We start from the raw sequence: 20,222 nt of genomic DNA, 5'->3' as shown, positions 1-20,222 counted from the left end.
GTTTATTAGAGAAATAAAAAAGAAAAATAAAACCGAGGAGTACAAAAGAATATGAGAAAAAACCTAAAAATGATTATGTTGACAATGATGGGTACAGTGATGTTAGTAGGGCCAGCACAAGCGTTTGCGGCAGATGAAGAAATAATTGAGTATGAGACAAAAACCGAAACGTATACAATGCCGACGATGAGCGACAATAATCCGGCATATGTCGATACATTAATTGTTCCTGATAAACCAAAAAAAGCGGTTAAAAAGCAAACAAAAAAAACAAGCAAAAAAAAGCAAGTTGCTAAGAAAAAGAAAAAAGTAAGAAACTAATTATAGTCCTCGGTTTTGGGTCGTCCATTTAGGACGGCCTTTTTGAATAATGAACTAAAAGTAACCCTTGTGATTACAAAAAAGAACGTATAGACCTATTAAATGAGTAGAACTATTCTAGATACATAAACAAAATTTGTACTATACTAGATGATAAGGGGTTTACTATCTATAGATACTAGCGAATAGAGTAGAAGAATCAAATGCAATCATTGTTATTTTTACAAACGAAACCAGGCTGTTCATTTTTTAGTCAATTAACGATTGATAATGTTAACCGTGCTAAAATTTCGTTAATTATTGTCATCATTTTTGAAGTTGCCTTATTAATACGTAATATTTTTGAACATGGATTGTCCTTACATTACTATGTTATTTTTTATATTGTTTTATTAACGGTATCAGTTGTATCGTTAACACTGCTATGGTGGATGCCTAATAAAGAACAGCATATTCGTTTTTTAGATCGTTTTATTTTTAGTTATTATGTATTTTTTATTTTTTGGGGTGGTGCTTTAACAGTACTAGACCAACTCTCGTATGGACAGGTGACCGCTTATTTATCGAATGTATTAGTCGGTGTGTTAATGTATCATTGTTCGATGCGTAAATTTATGGTCATGCAGTTTATTCCATTAGTGATTATTTCATTTGCGATGTATGAAGCACAAGCAAATGAAGATATTTTTCTAGGGCATATGATTAACATTACGGTGTTTATGGTGTTTGCGACAATTGGCTCGCGTTTTTTATACAATGTTGCCGCCCAAAATCATATGCAACGTGAGTTATTAAGTGAAACGAATGAAGAGTTAGAGGCACTGAATACAGAATTAGCGTATTTATCGATGCGTGATGAATTGACGACACTTGCAAATCGTCGAGGGTTGTATCATTATATGGACCAACATTTGCAAGTTGAAAATCAACAAGTGAGTGCAGTGATTTTAGATATTGATGCCTTTAAGCATTACAATGATTTTTATGGTCATTTAGAAGGTGATCATGCTTTACGAATGGTTGCAAAAATTTTGCAACAGCAGGCAGGAGCAGAGAAGACCTTTGTTGCGCGCTATAGTGGCGAAGAATTTATGTTCGTTCGCTTCCATCACGACGATGATAATACAACGATAAAAGCATTTGCTGAACAGGTGAGGCAGGCTGTATTTGAAGCGCAAATTCCACATGCAGCATCCCCTTTTGAAGCAGTATTATCTGTTAGTTTAGGCGTGTCTCATTCGCATATTGCTACAGAAGTAAATATGACACAACTGTTTAAAGAAGCAGATGAGGCATTGTATGAGGCAAAACGTAGTGGTCGAAATTGCGTCCGCTACTACGAAGAAGTGACAATTGAGATATAAATAGAAAAAAGGAGGTCGCATTGCTGCGTCCTCCTTTTTATATACATTAAGCGACTGGATCAAGTAAAATCGCTAATTCATCAATATCATTAATATGGTAAGTCGATAGACGGTTATCGGCTGTATGAATTGATAATTGGTGCTCACCAATTGTCATTACAGTGCCGATTGTTGTGCGGTTGTCGTTTTCGACGATTACTTTGTCATTAATTTTTACATTTTGGAATTTTGTCATGTAAAAAGCCTCCTAGTTAGTAGTTGGCTGACTTACAGCGACATAATCTCGGTTTTCGTATTTTTCCAACGTTTCTTCGATGTTGCTGTCTGTGTCAGCTGTCAGAAAAGAACATCAGTTGTGAGATGGCTGACCTTTTATTCTGTTCATATGAATACTATACAGCCATTACGACAGAGCGTCAAAGTTTATGCTTCGTCTAAATGACTTTTCAGGTATTTCAATATTTTAAAAAAATAAAGAGGCCATCAAAATAATGTAGGGTATAATAAAATAAAGAACAAAAACATCGGGTGCATAATTTTTTTGCATTATAATTAAATGTTTAAGTAAAGTGTAGACAATTTATTTTGCTTTTAATGACATTAAGCGAGAGGAAGGCATGCCATGAAAAGAATGGAATTAACGGAGATGTACCGCTATATTACGAACCATATCGAAGTGGGGGTTCATGCGGTTGATACACAGGGGAAAACGCTTATTTTTAACGAAAAAATGCGTGAGCTAAAAGGTATTTCAAGTGACGAGCGCATGGAACAGGCACTGGATGCACGCGGTCAGGATAGTTTGATTTATCATGTACTCAAAACGGAGCAGGCGATTAAAAATCATCGTCAAAACTACTGGCTGAAGTCAGGCGAAGAGTTTGTGACATTATCGGATTTAACCCCGGTGTATCAAGACGAGGCATTAATCGGTGCTGTTGAAATCATGCGCGATATTACGGAGCGGGAACTACTCGCCTATCAGCCGCTTCGTCGTTACGGCAAACCTTTATTGTTTGAGACGATTACGGCCGTATCTAAAAAAATGGCGCGTGTCATTGAAAAGGCGCGCATGGCTGCTGAAAATCAAATGCCGGTACTATTATACGGAGAATCAGGTGCCGGAAAAGATATGATTGCAGAAGGTATTCATCATGCATCACCGGTGCATAAGGAGCAGTTTGTGACATTGATTTGTCGACATGATGAAGCCGCGTTGTTATCGCAAATTGAGGCACTTTTTGAAGAGGACCGCCACGTCACTATTTTCTGTGAGCGTTTAGAATATTTAAGCCTAGAGGGGCAAGAGCGCTTGCTGGAATTATTTGAAGATCATCAAGAAAACAATCAATTCATTGCATCTGTTGGCGATGATCCGATTGATTTAATTAGCGAGCAAAAGCTATCTAAAGCGCTATATTACTTCTTTGCGTCTGTATGCGTCCGTGTCCCATCATTACGTGAGCGCAAGGAGGATATTCAGCCGTTTATTGATGATTATTTTAAGCGTTATCGTGAAACAACGGGTAGTCAATTAGATGGCCTATCAGCGCGTGTAGAGAAAATTTTTATGGGCTATGATTGGCCAGGAAATTTAAAAGAGCTTGAAGTATTATTAGATGAAACGATGAGTACGATTACGACCGAGCGCCAAATCGACTTTGACCAGTTACCGATGTCGTTCCGCTGGAAAGTACAAAATGACGAAGAGGTAAAACCGGTGCAATCGATTGTAGTAACATCGAAGCAAGATATTCGTCCACTGACGATTTTTATGCAGGAGATGGAAGAGTATTATATTAAAAATGCGCTAGAGCTGTTTGATGGCAATGTATCACAAGCAGCAAAAGCACTTGATATCCGCCGTCAGAGTTTGCAATACCGATTGAAAAAATTTGAAGGTTAAGCAAAAGGATTTTGCATTTGCAAAATCCTTTTTTCGTGCCATAATTTATTTAATGATTCGTGAATAGTTTTTTCTCTAAATGGGTAAAAGTACAATGAAAGCGTTTTTATTATCGTTTCAAAATTTAGACTTTTCCGATTATTAACGCGGTTAAGTCAGGAAAACAAGGAGGAGTTAGGATGTCAGATAACAGTTTTCAGCTAGTGGCCATCGTACTTTATATGCTTGCGATGCTGGCAATTGGGTGGTATTCGTTTCGTCGCACGTCGAATTTGACGGATTATATGTTAGGCGGGCGTTCACTTGGCCCTGCTGTCACGGCATTAAGCGCTGGCGCAGCCGATATGTCAGGGTGGCTATTAATGGGCTTACCAGGAGCGATTTATTTATCAGGTTTAGTAGAGGGATGGATTGCAATTGGTTTAACAATTGGTGCTTATACGAACTGGCGCATCGTTGCACCGCGTCTACGTGTCTACACACAAGTATCAGAAAATGCCATTACGATTCCGAGCTTTTTAGATAGTCGCTTAAAAGATAGCACAGGTTTCGTTCGTATGGTGACAGGTCTTATTATTTTAGTATTCTTCACATTTTACATATCATCTGGGATGGTATCGGGCGGCGTATTTTTTGAAAGCTCATTCGGTTATTCGTACCATACAGGGCTATTCATTGTAGCAGGCGTTGTTGTAGCCTATACATTATTCGGTGGGTTTTTAGCCGTAAGTTATACGGATTTCATTCAAGGTCTAACGATGTTTGTCGCACTGATTGCAGTGCCGGCAGTTGGTCTTTACTATACAGGCGGCTTTTCGGAAACCGTTGCAACAATTAAAGAAGTCAATCCATCGCTGCTGAGCTTTGTTGCTACGGCAACAGCAACCGGTGTTATTTCAAGTTTAGCATGGGGACTCGGCTATTTTGGTCAGCCGCATATTATCGTTCGTTTTATGGCGATTTCAAGCGTTAAAGAAACTAAGCAGGCACGTCGTATCGGCATTGGCTGGATGTTTTTAAGTTTATTCGGTGCCTTAGCGACGGCATTAGTCGGTGTAGCATACTTTAAACAAAATAATTTAACATTAGATGACCCTGAGACAGTATTTATCGCACTTGGACAAGTTTTCTTCCATCCATTTATCGCAGGTGTTATGCTAGCGGCGATTTTAGCCGCGATTATGAGTACGATTTCTTCTCAATTAATCGTGACATCATCTGCGCTAGTAGAGGATATTTACAAAAAGTTATTTAATAAAACAGCTTCTGATAAGCATTATGTCTTTATGGGCCGTATGGCTGTATTAATTGTCTCAATCGTAGCGTTCTACTTATCATGGGAAAAAAATGCGACGATTTTAAAATTAGTATCATTTGCATGGGCAGGCTTTGGTGCCGCATTTGGGCCAACGATTTTACTTGCACTTTACTGGCGTAAGCTGACAAGCTGGGGCGCGCTATCAGGCATGGTAGTCGGTGCAGTAGTCGTATTTATTTGGGGGTCGAATGAAGTCTTAAGTGCTATGCTTTATGAAATCGTACCAGGCTTTGTATTAGCATTTATCGTTACGATAGTTGTCAGTCTTCTAACGTATAAGAAAAATAATGCGATTGACGAAGAATTTGATGAAACGGTTCGTATTTTAAAAGAAGAAAGTCGTTAAAGAAAAGCCGGCATTACCGTAATAGGTGATGCCGGCTTTTTTATATGTATGGCAATTAATTGATTTTCTTTCCGAGAATGATTAAATCGCATTTGACGCCATCTAGCTCAGCAATCTCTGGATAAAAGCCCCACTGGCTAAAACCAAAATGTTTGAATAGCGCGAGACTTGGAGCGTTGTGCCCGAAAATGAAGCCTAGTAATGTCTCGACACCTAGGTCTGGACAAGCGTTTAATGCAAATTGAATCGCCTGTTTGCCTAAACCATGTCCGCGGAAGCGCTCATCTATGTAGATGCTGACTTCGACTGTCCCATTATACGCTGGACGTCCATAAAAATCTTGAAAACTAATCCAACCGCAAATTTCGTCATTCATTTCCATTACCCAAAGTGGGCGACGAGTAGGTGTATGCTCGTGAAACCAAGGCGTACGATCTTCAATAGAAACTTCCTCAGTATCTGCTGTCACCATGCGGCTTGCAATAGTTGAATTATAAATAGCTACGATACGTGGTAAATCTTCTAGCTGTGCAATGCGGTAAGTAGCGCCGTTCATTAAAATCACTCCTAAATAATTAATATATTCAGAATATCATAATACGCAAAAAAATCGCATATAATATTATGTATTACAAAAATGTTTCTGTTGTACCATTGCGATGCAAGTATGTTACTATGTTAACTGTGAAACAATGACATTTGACATGAATGTCATTGAGTTTTAATACAACTGAGCGAGGGTATATTAATATAATAGAAGTAAGAGAACACTTGTATAGATTTTAGGAGGAAGTTACATATTATGAAGAACTATTTAATTCGTGCTGGCGTCTCGCCGCTAGACAATTTTGATGCTGCATATATGGCTGCAAACAATTCAATCGGGAGTAATGTGGGGAATTTAGTTTATGCGTATAGCATTTTCCGTACGTTAATGAAAGAAGACGTAAAAATCACACCTGATTACTACAAAATTAATCCAAATCAAGCGGATTATATTAATAAGCATTATGATGGCTATATTATTCCATTAGCAGATGCATTCCGTGAAAAATTCGCACCAAAATTACGTGCGTATACGGATTTAATTAATCGCTTAACAATTCCTGTCTATGTTGTGGGTGTTGGTTTAAGCACTGATTTCGATCCAAAATCAGGTCAAACGTATCCATTCGATGATGATGTGCGTAATTTTGTAAAAGCGGTGTTAAATAAATCATCTATCGTTGGTGTACGTGGCCAAATTACAGCGGATTACTTAACAGGTTTAGGCTTTAAAGAAGATACAGACCATATGGTGATTGGCTGTCCTTCAATGTATATGAATGGTCGTGAATTAATCGTTCGTGATACAAACATTACAAAAGATTCAATCATCTCTGTAAATAACTCACCAAAATCACCAGATAATGTGCTTGATTTCATCGAGCGTAGTATGCGTGAATTTGACAACCATTACTTCATTCCACAATGGTTACGTGAATTGCGTATGTCTTATTTGGGCGGACCTGACTTACCAAACTCAGATAAAAACTACCCATATTCTGTTGAGCATTCTGTTTATCAAGAAGACCGCGTACGTTACTTCTTAGATGTTCCAAGCTGGCATGCCTTTTTAGAAACAACGGATTTAAGCTTTGGTGCACGTCTTCACGGGAACGTAGCTGCTATTTTAGCAGGTACACCAAGTATTATCATTCCAAAAGATGGTCGTATGCGTGAACTTGCTGAATATCATGATATGAACTTCATCTATGGACCAGACATTACGGACGATACATCCATCTGGGATGTTATCGAGAAGAGTGATTTCCAATCGGTTTCTCGCCAAGCGCCGAAAAACTTTGATCGCTACATTCACTTCTTAAACTTAAATAAAATTCCACATATTTATGAGGAAACAAATAATCCAACACATGTCTACTTTGATGAATTAGTAGCGGCTATGCCAAAACGTGAAGCGATTCCGTCATTCTTCACATTATCACAAAATGATAAGAGTAAACGTTGGATGAAATATGTAGAAGAAGAGAAAAAAATGCAAGAACGTAAATTCAACATTCAAAAAAATCGTCTTGATAAAAAAGTGAAAACACTTCAAAAGAAAGTCGATTTCCAAAAACGTACATTAGACCGTAAAGCAGTTAGAACAGCATTAAAAGCGGCTGATTTATTTAGTAAGAAAAAATAAGCATCTTCTAAAACTGAAACACTAGTAAAAAAACACTTTCAAAAAAATTGAAGGTGTTTTTTTATGTGAAAAAACGTATTATTTGTCATGTGAAACGCACTCAATATGGCAAGTAGCGTTTAAAATGAATAGAATATAACGCATTTAGCGAGTAGATTTTCACGATACTTTATAGAAAATAGATGTTAATTTCAGCTAATAAAGTCGCTTATTTGTTGTCTCATCGATGTGAAATAGCTTCAATTCACATACCTTTTCATTTTAATTATAGAAAAAATGAATGATATCTATTCGAAAAGAACATATCATTTTACTTTTTTATAATTTTCAGAATAAAATAAAAGAGAAAGGGGAAATGTGGAATGAAAAATAAAAAAATGAATTTAGCGGTCCAGATTTTGATTGCTTTAGTGCTTGGTGCCATTGTCGGTATTATTTTAAACATTACATCACCCGCACTATTTGAAAAATTAGACAGCTTCCTGTTCTCACCACTTGGTACGATTTTCTTAAACTTAATTAAAATGCTGATTGTACCACTTGTATTTTTCTCAATTTCGGTAGGGGTAGCGAATATTGGGGATCCCAAAAAGCTTGGTCGTATTGGCGCCAAGACGATGATTTTTTTCCTGATAACGACAGCGATTGCGATTATTATCGGGATTACACTAGCGCTTATCTTTAAACCAGGTGAAGCTGGTACATTTAAAACAGATGGCTTATCTTATGAGGCAACAAAAGCGCCACCTGCATCAGAAACATTGCTTGGTATTATTCCGGCAAACCCAATCGAAGCGATGGCATCAGGCGCGATGTTGCAAATTATTTTCTTCGCATTGTTTATTGGGTTAGGACTTAGCTTTTTGGGCGAGAAAACAGCCTCTGTACAGCGCTTCTTTGAGCAAGCGAATGAACTTATGATGTTTTTAGTTACGCTTGTGATGAAAGTAGCGCCATTTGGTACATTTGGTTTAATTGCCTCAGCAGTTGGTTCACAGGGCTGGAGTGCATTAAAGGCTATGCTTCTTTATATGGTAGTGGTTTTGGCTGCACTTGCGGTTCACTTCTTTGTAATTTACGGAGGCGCAATCAAACTTTTGGCAAAGCGCAATCCGCTACAAGTATGGAAAGCATATATTCCAGCATTAACAGTGGCCTTTAGTACATCAAGTAGTAGTGCGACATTACCTGTAGGAATGGAAATTGCACAAAAGAAACTTGGTGTACCAAAGTCGATCAGTAGCTTTGTACAGCCACTTGGCGCAACGATTAACATGGATGGTACCGCGATTATGCAAGGGGTTGCGACCATTTTTATTGCCCAAGTATTTGGTGTTGAATTAACATTACCTCAAATGGCGATGGTCGTACTAACAGCGGTGCTAGCTTCAATTGGTACGGCGGCTGTGCCGGGCGCTGGTTTAATTATGCTCGCAATGGTATTAGAGTCAGTTGGCCTTCCAGTTGAAGGGATTGCACTTATTATTGGGGTTGACCGTCTGCTTGATATGACCCGTACGATGGCAAACTCAACAGGTGATTTAACATGTGCATTGTATGTAACAGAGAGTGAAAAAAACAAAGGTGTGACATTTAACGACAAGGATGTAGCAGATTCATCGTCACAAGTATAATACACAGCACTTTCAAAGCAGTTGTCTTTGGAAGTGCTTTTTTTAGTTAATGAACACTTACGATAGCTTAACGAAAATGAAAGCATGTCACAGCTAATTTTCGGGTATACTTAAAGGGAATATAGAAACGATGAGGTGGCATGATGGCAGTGGATTTAACGGGGAAAACGATTTTAATAACAAGTGGTGGTACACTTGAAAAGTGGGATAAAGTACGCGGTCATACAAATATGGCCACAGGAACGATGGGTACATATTTAGCAGAAGAAGCACAGAAACTTGGTGCGACAATTATTTATTTAAATGGCTATTTTGCGAAGAAGCCAACGAATGATGACAATTTATTGCTCATTACTTTTGAGGGCATCGAAGACTTAGGCGAAAAAATCAAGCATTTCGTAACGACACAATCAATTGATGCCGTCATTATGGCCGCAGCGGGCAGTGACTGGCTTGTAGATGAAATTTTAGACCAACAAGGGCAGCCGGTTTTAGAAGCAGGAAAATTATCGAGTGATGAACCACCAATCATTAAATTTAAAAAAGCACCTAAAATTTTACCGCAAATTAAAACGTGGAATGCAGATGTCACGCTTGTCGGCTTTAAACTAGAGGATGCGACAAATGAGGAGCTTGTAGCACGTGCAAAAAAACGCATGGACACATCGAAAGCCTCGTTTATGGTCGCTAATCAGTCCGGCTCATTATATACGACCGATGTCGATCATTATATTATTAATGAACAAGGTGACTATGAAATCTTTGCCGGCAAACGAGCTGCTGCGAAAGGGCTTATGGCGACGCTTGCAACGCATTTGAATCATTGAGGCTGGGAGATAGTGGAACAAAACCGTTCCTAGGAGTAATAGAAGACGGTGACACAATCTTTTTAGATAGTGGCTCAACGACGCATCCTTTAGCAAAATACATAAAGATGCGTCAACAGATCACTGTTGTAACGAACTCTTTACTCGTCGTCAATGAATTAGTTGATAGTGAAGTAGATGTTTTATTAATAGGCGGCAAATTGCGTCATTCAGAAAAGTCCATCACGGCGTATGACATGCTTTTTCAATTTGATGCTTTAAATATTCAAAAAGCCTTTATTTGCACCAGTGGGATTTCACTTGAAAATGGGCTGTCTGATTATGATATCGATGAAATTCGAACGAGACGTCAAATTATGAAAAACAGTAAACAAACGTATGTATTATGTGACCATTCGAAGTTTGAGCAAGATGTCACAATAAAAACATGTGATCTTCAAGAGCTTGAAGCGATTATTACAGATGCAGGTGTTGATGAAGAGGTAAGGAAACGCTTTAGTGAAGCGGGACATCGGATAATAATTGCCTAGTAGAAAACCATCGTTTTAGCGAGCGATGGTTTTTTCATCCCCAAATTCGCTATACTACTCAAGGAGGTGAAAAATATGAAAAAATTTGCATGGCTTATGATACCAGCGCTTTTATTAGGAGCATGTCAGCAGGAAGAGCCGCAAAAAGCAGCTACACCGACGACAAAGACACAAAAAGAAGAACCGCAGCTTCATTTGTCAAATAAGGAAAAGCAACTACTCGCTACCAAAGTAACGGAGCGAATGGGTGGACGTCCACTTGTGCGTGATAGTGAAGAGCAGTCGGGGGTGATGTATGCAGATTTACTTAATTTAAATGATTCAAAGCAAGAAGAACTTTATTTTTTGACGAAAACACCAACAGGCTATTTTGAGGAAATATGGGGACTTGTAGATGGGCAAGTTACACAGCTTTATAGTCAGATGATTCGTGTGACAAAAACGACACAGCGCTCGCTTGTGACGCATAATGAGCATGTTTTTTTAGGAGCAACAATTGCTTATGAAAAAGATGGCTTAAAGCAGTTAAAAAGCACGTATCAGCATGTAGGTGACCAAAAATTAATACTAGATGAAGGTATACATATTGAATTACCACTTGGCTCAAATGAACCAACGGCGGCGAGTAAAAATTTAGTAACAGATGAGCCGGCAACGCTTGCAGAGTATGAAGCGCTCGTAAAATCTTATAAGGTGACACAAACTTTATTAAAAAATGAACAAGGTGTTGTATCAATGGCCGTGCCGTTTAACGCAGCGAACGCTAAACTAGATACTATTTATAAGCAGTTGACAGGAAAAACATATCAGGTGAAGTCGAATGTGGCAACGATTTCGACCGAAGAGCAGCAAGAGCTGATGTCGAAGTTAGCCGCATTATCATTGTTCCATGAAAATCGGACATTGGCTAATATGACAGATAAAGAACTATCACAGTATGCGGCGCGTGATATTGTCAATGGCGCTTTGCGTTTTTTTGACGTTCATTTTACAGAGATAGCAGAGTCGGTGAAAACGATTGAGGGCTTTGTCTATATTGGCTATAACCGCAATGAACTAGACCCTTTAATGGAGGAAATCTTTGGTCGTAGTGTAACGTGGCAAAATGTGTCGTTGAAAAATTCTAAATTACCGCATGATTTAATTGTATCTAAACAGTATATTTATTTACCGAAGCTAAAAAACGTACCGAAGGCGACATTGCCGGTTATTCAACATTTAGTGCCGATTTCAGCGAATGAATTTTATGTAGAATTGGCTTTTTATAAACTAGGAAACAATCCATTAGGATATACGGAAGATACTTTTCTAGTGCCTGAACGGATGTGGTCTGAGGATATGCGTCGAGCCGTTCAACGAAGCAAACCGAAAAAGGGCTATGCGCTCGTGAAAAAAGACAATACCTTGCAAATTGAAAAAATTATTTTTGATGAAACACTATCATATAATGAATTAATCAATACTCGCTAGTCTATATATAATAAAAAAACAGCGCCATTTAGCGTTGTTTTTTATTTATGCTTTCTTCAAACAATTTTTCGATTTGCAGTAAATCATTTGCAGGTAATTGAGACCGAATAAAAACGGTTGGTTTTGCACTGTTTAATTGTATTCGTGAACAAATGATATTAACATCTGCTTCTTCCACAGTATCAACAAACGCTAATAAAAATCGACCTTTAAAATGCGTTTGTAAAAATTGTTTTGCATATTGTTGGTAAAGTAATGAGAAGTCACAGAAAAAATAAATTCGGATTGTTGGAATAAAGCTATCTATTGGGATTAAAACGTTACACAATGTTAAGTGTACTGCACGGAAATGGTCAGATTCACGCATTTCCATAGCGGTAGAATAACTTTCCCATAGTGTATTAAAACGTTCCATATATAATGGAAAAATCGTTTCTAACCGTTCAAAGTCGATTGAATTAAATGTCGCAACAAGCCAGTAATCAATATGGAATAGCTGACTTGCAATATAGTTTTTATAAAGTGTAGCGCTGACAAACTGTTGCTCGTGAGTAGTTAACGGGCGAAATTGTGCTTCAAATTGTTCAATCCACAGTTGCAAAGAGACCGTCTCTTTTGAAAATTGATGGTAAAGCGGGGCATAGTCAATGACAGATTCTAAATTAATAATATCAAACGTATCATAGACCAATAATAAAATGCGCCAATCATCATCTGTCCAATTTTCTAAAAAAGGAGGACGAGCAGGAATAGAAGCCGCATAAAATAGTTGCTGCTCCTGTTCGGTCAAGTCAACATGATTGAACAAGCGTCTTTCTGTTAGAAGTATAGATAAGGAAAGGGTTTGAAGGCTTTCTTGTATATAAGGAATTTGTAAATAATCAAAAATCTTTGAGGTACGTTCTATATAAAAAGAAACATTTTCTAAATTTGGTATAAGTGGTAATGTTCGATGAGAAGAGAAGAGAAAAATTGTACCGAGTATACGAATTTTATGTTCAGGTCCTTCAACTGATAAGGTAGAACCACATGAAAAATGGAGTCCGTAAACAGTCATATAACCATTGATTTCTTTTATCTTTCGACGCAACTTCGACTCGCTAATATGGACAGCTTCACAAAAATCATATGTATCAATGGATTTATGTAAAAAGGTCTGCATAAAAACTTCATATGCTAATTCTCTAGAGTAAATATAATCAACATAATTTTGTGTATGAATCGTATGACGAATAAAACGTATGCCATGATGCTTATGAATAATAAATTCTGCTTCATCAGGCTGATAAATTTCTTCAACTTCAGCTTTAAGTTCACGGCACATTTTTTTAATTGTTTCTACACTAGCATAGGTAAGTTTACTCGCTAAAAATTGGCTAGATACAAAGTCATCTTGCTTATCAAGTAGTTCAATAAGATCTTTTTTTAACCATGTTGCCTTCGAAATGCCAAACATTTGGGCTACCTCCTTCAACTTTTTATTTACTGAGGAACAAAAGCTGACTTAGTAAAGTACTCTTATTTTACTATAAAATAGAATGTAATAGGATATAGAATTTAGAGAATTCTTAACAAATAGGAGGGGACAATGTGATTGCAATCGTGCAACCAATTTATGTCGCAAAGATAAAGAGAGCCAATGAGCCCATTTGGAAAGATCTTATTTGTCAAAACAGTTACCAATCAGAGGATTATATGGGAGAGTGTTTTTACGTATATGAAGAACGAGTACATCAGGGAAATCGTTTTTTTTCGTTGCAGCGCACGATGATTAGTGAACCAATTGGTTGGATGAATGAGAAAAGTTTGATGCTTTCAGCGTATGTCGAATTACCAAACTCTGAACATATTTATCATTTTTCAGGAACGGGTATGTGTTATACACATCCCAATGGTGGCCGCATGGATCAATTGTATCCAGCACTTCATATTTTTGAAGGGCAAGCTTTTTTACCACTTGAAACCGTAAAAGTAGGAAATAATATTTGGCATCGAGGCAAAATAGGTGATACAAGTGCATGGGTCCAATCATCTCATTTAATCTAATTTTTAGTACTTGCTAGTCTATATAAAATAAAATATGTTTGTAAATAATCATTTATAGCGAAAAGAGAGGGTTCACTCCGCCGGTGGACGTTCTCTTTTCGCTATATTTTTATGAGGCACAATCTTTGACTTTGAAAACCGATAAGTTTACTTTTATATGGAAGGAGTGATGAATTAATGACTTATTTAACACCATTTACATTCAATAACGGCGTGACATTACGTAATCGCTATGTGATGGCACCGATGACAACCTATTCTGCAAATGCAGATGATACGGTTTCAGATGAAGAAATTGCGTATTACAAGGAGCGCTCATATGGCGTTGGGGCAGTCGTGACAGCTTGTACATATGTCATTGCAAATGGGAAAGGCTTCCCAGGACAAATTGCGGCTCATACGGATGCTTATATTCCCAGCCTTTCAAAAATAGCTTCAGCGATTCACGAAGGTGGTTCAAAAGCGATTTTACAAATTTACCATGGTGGACGCCAAGCAGTACGTGAATTAGTACCAAATGGTGATGTCGTTAGCGCGAGTGATACAGTAGCGGCAGATGGTGGCAGTGCGCGTGCATTAACAATTGATGAGATTCACGACATCATTCAAGCATTTGGTGAAACGACACGCCGCGCGATTGAAGCAGGCTTTGACGGCGTTGAGATTCATGGTGCGAATACGTATTTATTACAGCAATTTTTCTCAGGCTTTACGAATCAGCGCAACGATGTGTATGGTGGTTCTGTTGAAAAACGTATGCGCTTCCCATTAGAGGTTGTAGCAGAAGTGAATCGCGTAAAGGCTCGCTATGCAGATAAACAATTTATCGTAGGATATCGTTTTAGTCCAGAAGAGCCTGAAGAGCAGGGGATTACAATGGATGAGACGATTCAATTAGTAGATCGCTTAGCAGATGCGGGATTAGATTATTTGCATATTTCACTAGGTGATTTCCGTGCGAACGCGCGTCGTTATAGCGGTGAAAAAGAAAATCGTATTCAAATCCTGCATCGTGTCATTCGTGGTCGCGTACCGTTTATCGGTGTAGGCTCTATTTATTCAAAACAAGATGCACAACAAGCAATTGAGACTGGCGCAGAGCTACTAGCGCTTGGACGTGAGCTGTTAATTGAGCCACATTGGGTTGAAAAAATTGCAGCAGGAGAAGAGGTTATTACGGAAATGGATATGACGCGTGATAATGTCATTCCTGGACCGTTAATGGATATGATGAAATTACGTCAAGGCTGGGTTCCGGGCGTCAAATAAATATAAAAAGAAACTTTGACATACTTTCATATAAGCATAAGAAAAACCGGAATTGCGCGGTGGCGCGGTTCCGGTTTTTCGTTGCGAACGTTAAAAAAGGAGAATGACGTGTTTTGGCCGAGTCTCTTTTTTTATATTATTTCTTTTCTTCGTTTTTCTTTACCCAATAATCAGCGTTTTTGATACCAAGTTTGATTGGATCAAATGTAGGATCTTTACCTTCTTTTTTCTGTTGTTCATAGTCTTTTAAAGCAATTAATGTTGGCTTCACTAAGAATAGTAAGGCGATAACGTTTACCCAAACCATTAGGCCAAGACCGATATCCCCGAGCGTCCAAGCAGCCGTTGATGTTTTTACAGAACCATAGTATAGCCCGATTAAGAAAATTAATTGCATAAAGATAATCGCAATTTTTAATTTTTTACCTTCTAGGAAGTACGCTAAGTTTGTTTCGGCAATATAGTAGTATGCCATGATTGTTGTGAAGGCAAAGAAGAATAATGCAATCGCAACGAAACCAGCACCAAATCCTGCAAGAGGGAATGCGTGCTCAAGTGCTGCCTGTGTATAGGCCGTACCCGCTTCGATTCCAGGAACATGTTCAACGATAAATTCGCCTGCTTTTGGACCTGATTCATAGGCTACATTGTATTGACCTGTGAATAGAATAATGAAAGCTGTTGCGGTACATACTAAGAATGTATCAAAGTAGATTGAGAATGCTTGTACAAGACCTTGTTTAACAGGGTGAGATACCTCTGCAGCAGCGGCGTGGTGAGGGCCAGTACCTTGACCAGCCTCATTAGCATAAATACCACGTTTTACACCCCATGCGATGGCAGCACCAAGAATCCCGCCAAACATTTCATTGGCACCAAATGCACTTGAGAAAATTAAACCAAATACAGTTGGAATTTGATCAACATTTAAAATGATAATAATAAGTGCGATTAAAATATAGGCACCTGCCATAAATGGTACGATAATTGAAGCAACTGTTGCGATACGTTTTACGCCACCAACAATAATGATACCAATAAAGACAACCAAGAACACACCTGACACCCAGGCAGGAATATTAAACGCATTATTCATTGCGTCTGCAATTGAATTTGATTGTACAGTAGGCATTAAAATCGCCATTGCTAGTACACCAACAACTGCAAAAACCATCCCTAACCACTTCTTGCCTGAAAATTTATGAATGTAGTAGGCAGGACCACCACGATAAATACCGTTTTTCTCCTCTTTATAAATCTGTGCAAGCGTCGACTCTACATATGCTGTTGCAGCACCGATAAAGCCAAGTACCCACATCCAGAAGATTGCCCCAGGGCCACCGAACGCGATTGCTGTTGCGGTACCCGCGATATTACCTACACCAATACGGCCAGATAATGCCATTGCCATCGCTTCAAATGATGAAACACCAGCTGATGATTTTTCTCCTTTAGCCAATTGCACGAACATGTCTTTGAAGAAGCGAACCTGCATAAATCGTGTCATAAACGTAAAAATTAAACCAACAATTAAAATACCGTAAATCATGACAGGGCTCCAAAGCCAGTTATTGACTGTCGTTAACATTTCCTCCATAACATCACCTCTTTTATAAAATTATTCTTTCTGCATATTATTATATTCTGACAATTCATAACATTCAATACAATTTTAGCATGAAAATAATAACCAGGTAAAAGTATCCAATATATTAGGTGCTCTAAAGCATTGATATTAAAGAGAAAACGAAGTATTTTAGACCACCTGTTTCAAATAAATATTTTTTTTGCAAAATAAATTGTTATTTGAAAAAGAATATTGTAGAAAAATGACTAATTGGATGAAATCAAAAAAAGAGCTACTTTTTCGTAGCTCCTGTCAGACTTATGCATAATTTTCTAAAAATGCATGGCCCGCTTCTGTAACCGTTACATCACCGACACCAAATGTAACCTCACAATTTCCATCCGTCAACATGCTTGAAATACCAATTACATAATGATGTTGCTTTGCTTGTTGAATGGCCTCATGCATTTGGGCGTCATTTAATGTATTTTCCCATTTTGTATAATCCCGATTAAAGCGTGCTAGATCTTGAAGTAGTGCATAAAGATGGTCCATTAGAAACCCTCCTTCCGTTATCGTCTTTATCATACGCTAGTGAGCAATGAAATTAAAAAAATAAGCCCCTTTCTTTACAAAAATAATCGAAGGTGCTATGATAAATCTATAAACTGACGAACGTTCGTAAGGGAGATGATGAAATGACACAGCAAGATATTATGAATGCAGGATTACGTAATTTTGCAGAGCATGGCTATGAAGGGGCTTCAATGGCGATGATTGCGGAGACAGTAGGCATTAAAAAACAATCGATTTATACGCATTTTAAAAATAAGGATGCGTTGTTTTTAGCTGTATGTGAGGAGTGCATTACACAGGAAATGAATTTTATCCAATCTGTCATTGAAACACAAACAGATTATAAGCAATTGTTTGAGCGTTATATTATACGTTATCAGGAAAATGATGCGACGAAGTTTTGGCTGCGTATGATGTTCTTTCCACCACAGCATTTGTACACAGAAGTGATGGATGGGGTATACCGCTATTTAGATGCTATAGAGGAACTTGTAACGGAAATGTTTAGGGTGTCGGAGGTAGTGACAAACGAAGTAGCGCCAGCGGTTATGGCGCAAGCTTACTTGGCAATCTTAGATAGTATGTTTGTTGAATTATTATATGGTGATGCCAGTCGTGCAACGCGTCGTCTAGAAGCCGCGTATACGATTTTTGAACGTGGCATTTAGGAGGAGAAAAAATGAAAAACTGGATGTATGTACTTGCAGCAGGTCTTGTAGAGATTTTATGGGTATTTGGCTTAAAGGCATCAGAGTCTGTCTTAGAATGGGCGGGAACTATCGGCTTAATCGTCATTTCCTTCTATTTAATTATGAAGGCAACTTCGCATTTACCGGTCGCGACTGTGTATGCAGTATTTACGGGTATCGGCACAGCGGGCACAGTTGCTGTTGGGATGTTATTTTTAGACGAGCCATTTAGTTGGTTGAAGATTTTATTTATTACGACATTATTAGTAGGTGTTATTGGCTTAAAACTTGTCACAGGTGAAAAGGAGGCAGCTTAACATGGCTTGGATCGCATTAATTGTAGCAGGTTTATCAGAAGTAATCGGTGTAAATGGAATGAATATGTTGGCGCGTCGTGATAAGCGTGGCCTATTTGTGATGATTATTGGTTTTATCATCAGTTTCTCGCTCTTAAAATATGCGATGATGTCGCTTCCGATGGGCATGAGCTACGCTATTTGGACAGGGATTGGTACAGTGGGTGCTGCCTTGATTGGAATGTTTTTCTACGGTGAGTCTAAAAGTGCGCTACGTCTAGCGTGTATCGCGCTTATTCTTGGCTCAGTGATTGGCTTGAAATTAATCGCGTAAATGACAAGGCCTGATTTAGTATCAGGTCTTTTTTTATTGCATGAAAACGTTTTCCAAATTATAGTAATGAAAAGGAGTGGTGCGAGATGTGGAAAAAAATAGGCCTCATTATTTTAACTGTAGTCGTTGTTTTTTTCATTGCGACGATTACAGTAACCATTTTACAAAAGACAAAGCAGCCTGAGGTGAAAAAAGTAGCTGTAGCGATAGATGAGGACAAGGCTCTTAACCATTTATCGCAATCGATTACCTTTCAAACAATTTCATACGATGATCGTACGAAAATCAATTTTAAGCCGTATGATGAATTTTTATCTTTTTTAGAAAAAACGTATCCACATGTATATGATGAGCTGGATGTAAAGCACATTAATGACTACAGTGTCGTATTTAAGTGGAAGGGACAAAGTAGTGACGCACCGATTGGGCTCATGGCGCATTATGATGTTGTGCCTGTCGCAAAAGGAACTGAAAAGAACTGGGAACAGCCACCATTTAGCGGCATAATTGATGATAAGTACGTTTGGGGGCGCGGTACATTAGATGATAAAGTAGGGGTTATTAGTATTTTAGAAGCTGTGAATCATCTGTTAGCAGAAGGCCATAAGCCAGCACAAGACCTTTATTTACTCTTTGGTCATGATGAGGAAATTGGTGGCGATGAAGGTGCAGCAAAGATTGTCGCGTACTTAGAGAAGGAAGGCATTCATCTGCGTTATGTGCTTGATGAGGGGGGTGTCATTGTAGAGGATATGATGCCAGGTGTAAGTGAGTCGATTGGCGTTATTGGAATTGCAGAGAAGGGCAGTGCGAATGCAACGCTCACAGTAGAGGGAAGCGGCGGCCATTCATCACAACCAAAGGATGTTACTACACTTGGCCGTTTAGCACATGCCATTTCAGCTCTTGAGGAAACGCAATTTCCAAGTGATATTCAGGGCCCTACAAAAGAGATGTTCACCTATGTGACACCAGAAATGTCCTTTGGTTACCGATATGTATTTGCGAATCAGTGGTTATTTAAGCCGATTATTAAATCCATTTTACTCGACAAACCTGCTACAGCGGCTGTTACACGAACAACGATTGCCCCAACCGTTTTAACTGCAGGAGATAAGACAAATATTTTACCAGAGAAAGCGACGGCTACAATTAATATGCGCGTCATTCCTGGCGATACATTGGATTCGTTGAAAAAGGAAATCGAAAAAATTATTGATGACAACCAAGTGCAAGTCCATGTAGAAGGCGAAGTCGCATCAAGTGTGTCTAAAACAGATAATGCAGCCTTTAAAGAAATTCAACAGGCTATTTTAGCGACGCATGACAATACGGTTACTACGCCTTACATTATGATTGGAGGAAGTGATGCCAAGCACTATCAAGATGTCGCCGATGATACGTACCGCTTCTTACCAATCGCGATGGAGAAAGATGGCTTAGAGCGAATGCATGGCACAAATGAGCGTATTGAAAAACAAGCATTTATCGATGCGATTTCCTTCTATGTAACCTTAATTAAAAATAATATGAACTAA

The 20,222-nt window shown here is 38.4% G+C and carries 20 protein-coding genes; 15 read left to right on the top strand and 5 right to left on the bottom strand.

Annotated elements, in window-relative coordinates; all coding sequences use genetic code 11:
• Positions 1 to 51 precede the first annotated feature (51 nt).
• Together QI30_RS17455 and QI30_RS17450 are read left to right on the top strand one after the other, a co-directional pair.
• Entirely contained in the window at positions 52 to 321 is a 270-nt protein-coding gene (locus QI30_RS17455) for a hypothetical protein (RefSeq protein ID WP_126991862.1), read from the top strand.
• A gap of 203 nt (positions 322 to 524) precedes the next feature.
• A complete protein-coding gene (locus QI30_RS17450) occupies positions 525 to 1,685 on the top strand; it encodes a GGDEF domain-containing protein (protein ID WP_126991861.1) in 1,161 nt (386 codons plus the stop codon).
• A 46-nt stretch (positions 1,686 to 1,731) separates the two neighbouring features.
• Here the strand turns inward: QI30_RS17450 and QI30_RS17445 are convergent, their stop codons facing one another.
• Positions 1,732 to 1,920 (bottom strand): hypothetical protein, encoded by a 189-nt coding sequence (locus QI30_RS17445; protein WP_126991860.1) that lies wholly within the window; start codon positions 1,918 to 1,920, stop codon positions 1,732 to 1,734.
• A 387-nt stretch (positions 1,921 to 2,307) separates the two neighbouring features.
• On the opposite strand from QI30_RS17445, the gene QI30_RS17440 reads away from it, so the two are divergent.
• Positions 2,308 to 3,591, top strand: coding sequence for a sigma 54-interacting transcriptional regulator (locus tag QI30_RS17440; protein ID WP_126991859.1), 1,284 nt, complete (start codon positions 2,308 to 2,310; stop codon positions 3,589 to 3,591).
• 179 nt (positions 3,592 to 3,770) lie between these two features.
• The gene (gene putP / locus QI30_RS17435; RefSeq protein WP_126991858.1) at positions 3,771 to 5,255 is read left to right on the top strand and encodes a sodium/proline symporter PutP; all 1,485 of its coding nucleotides are present in this window, start codon (positions 3,771 to 3,773) and stop codon (positions 5,253 to 5,255) included.
• Between the two features lie 55 nt (positions 5,256 to 5,310).
• Here putP and QI30_RS17430 read toward each other — a convergent pair whose 3' ends face one another.
• Positions 5,311 to 5,811, bottom strand: a complete 501-nt coding sequence (locus QI30_RS17430; protein WP_126991857.1) for a GNAT family N-acetyltransferase — start codon at positions 5,809 to 5,811, stop codon at positions 5,311 to 5,313.
• A 246-nt stretch (positions 5,812 to 6,057) separates the two neighbouring features.
• Here QI30_RS17430 and QI30_RS17425 point away from each other — a divergent pair, with 246 nt between their 5' ends.
• The 5 genes from QI30_RS17425 (at position 6,058) to QI30_RS17405 (ending at position 11,907) form a co-directional block, all read left to right on the top strand.
• A complete protein-coding gene (locus QI30_RS17425) occupies positions 6,058 to 7,446 on the top strand; it encodes a polysaccharide pyruvyl transferase family protein (protein ID WP_126991856.1) in 1,389 nt (462 codons plus the stop codon).
• A gap of 377 nt (positions 7,447 to 7,823) precedes the next feature.
• Positions 7,824 to 9,080, top strand: coding sequence for a dicarboxylate/amino acid:cation symporter (locus tag QI30_RS17420; RefSeq protein WP_126991943.1), 1,257 nt, complete (start codon positions 7,824 to 7,826; stop codon positions 9,078 to 9,080).
• 143 nt (positions 9,081 to 9,223) lie between these two features.
• Positions 9,224 to 9,907, top strand: a complete 684-nt coding sequence (locus tag QI30_RS17415; RefSeq protein ID WP_126991855.1) for a phosphopantothenoylcysteine decarboxylase — start codon at positions 9,224 to 9,226, stop codon at positions 9,905 to 9,907.
• Positions 9,904 to 10,437, top strand: coding sequence for a DeoR/GlpR family DNA-binding transcription regulator (locus QI30_RS17410; RefSeq protein WP_126991854.1), 534 nt, complete (start codon positions 9,904 to 9,906; stop codon positions 10,435 to 10,437). Before QI30_RS17415 ends, QI30_RS17410 begins: the two co-directional genes overlap by 4 nt.
• Positions 10,438 to 10,512: 75 nt before the next feature.
• Positions 10,513 to 11,907 (top strand): hypothetical protein, encoded by a 1,395-nt coding sequence (locus tag QI30_RS17405; protein WP_126991853.1) that lies wholly within the window; start codon positions 10,513 to 10,515, stop codon positions 11,905 to 11,907.
• Between the two features lie 28 nt (positions 11,908 to 11,935).
• On the opposite strand, the gene QI30_RS17400 is transcribed toward QI30_RS17405, so the two are convergent.
• The gene (locus QI30_RS17400) at positions 11,936 to 13,363 is read right to left on the bottom strand and encodes a helix-turn-helix domain-containing protein (protein WP_126991852.1); all 1,428 of its coding nucleotides are present in this window, start codon (positions 13,361 to 13,363) and stop codon (positions 11,936 to 11,938) included.
• A gap of 134 nt (positions 13,364 to 13,497) precedes the next feature.
• Between QI30_RS17400 and QI30_RS17395 the strand changes: the two genes are divergently transcribed.
• Together QI30_RS17395 and QI30_RS17390 are read left to right on the top strand one after the other, a co-directional pair.
• Positions 13,498 to 13,953 carry a hypothetical protein gene (locus QI30_RS17395; RefSeq protein ID WP_126991851.1) on the top strand — a complete coding sequence of 152 codons (456 nt, stop codon included), beginning with the start codon at positions 13,498 to 13,500 and terminating at the stop codon, positions 13,951 to 13,953.
• Positions 13,954 to 14,130: 177 nt separating this feature from the next.
• A complete protein-coding gene (locus QI30_RS17390) occupies positions 14,131 to 15,222 on the top strand; it encodes an NADH-dependent flavin oxidoreductase (RefSeq protein WP_126991850.1) in 1,092 nt (363 codons plus the stop codon).
• A 136-nt stretch (positions 15,223 to 15,358) separates the two neighbouring features.
• On the opposite strand, the gene QI30_RS17385 is transcribed toward QI30_RS17390, so the two are convergent.
• Together QI30_RS17385 and QI30_RS17380 are read right to left on the bottom strand one after the other, a co-directional pair.
• A complete protein-coding gene (locus tag QI30_RS17385; RefSeq protein ID WP_126991849.1) occupies positions 15,359 to 16,819 on the bottom strand; it encodes an alanine/glycine:cation symporter family protein in 1,461 nt (486 codons plus the stop codon).
• A gap of 288 nt (positions 16,820 to 17,107) precedes the next feature.
• A complete protein-coding gene (locus tag QI30_RS17380) occupies positions 17,108 to 17,344 on the bottom strand; it encodes a hypothetical protein (protein ID WP_126991848.1) in 237 nt (78 codons plus the stop codon).
• A gap of 143 nt (positions 17,345 to 17,487) precedes the next feature.
• On the opposite strand from QI30_RS17380, the gene QI30_RS17375 reads away from it, so the two are divergent.
• The 4 genes from QI30_RS17375 (at position 17,488) to QI30_RS17360 (ending at position 20,222) form a co-directional block, all read left to right on the top strand.
• On the top strand, positions 17,488 to 18,033 hold the full coding sequence (locus tag QI30_RS17375; protein WP_126991847.1) for a TetR/AcrR family transcriptional regulator: 546 nt from the start codon (positions 17,488 to 17,490) through the stop codon (positions 18,031 to 18,033).
• A gap of 11 nt (positions 18,034 to 18,044) precedes the next feature.
• A complete protein-coding gene (locus QI30_RS17370) occupies positions 18,045 to 18,371 on the top strand; it encodes a DMT family transporter (RefSeq protein WP_126991846.1) in 327 nt (108 codons plus the stop codon).
• 1 nt (position 18,372) lies between these two features.
• Positions 18,373 to 18,684, top strand: a complete 312-nt coding sequence (locus QI30_RS17365) for a DMT family transporter (RefSeq protein ID WP_126991845.1) — start codon at positions 18,373 to 18,375, stop codon at positions 18,682 to 18,684.
• Between the two features lie 86 nt (positions 18,685 to 18,770).
• Positions 18,771 to 20,222, top strand: coding sequence for a M20 family peptidase (locus QI30_RS17360; RefSeq protein ID WP_126991844.1), 1,452 nt, complete (start codon positions 18,771 to 18,773; stop codon positions 20,220 to 20,222).

It is taken from the genome of Candidatus Kurthia intestinigallinarum (assembly GCF_003991225.1).
Lineage (GTDB): Bacteria > Bacillota > Bacilli > Bacillales_A > Planococcaceae > Kurthia > Kurthia populi.
This window is presented reverse-complemented; position numbering and strand designations above follow the sequence as displayed.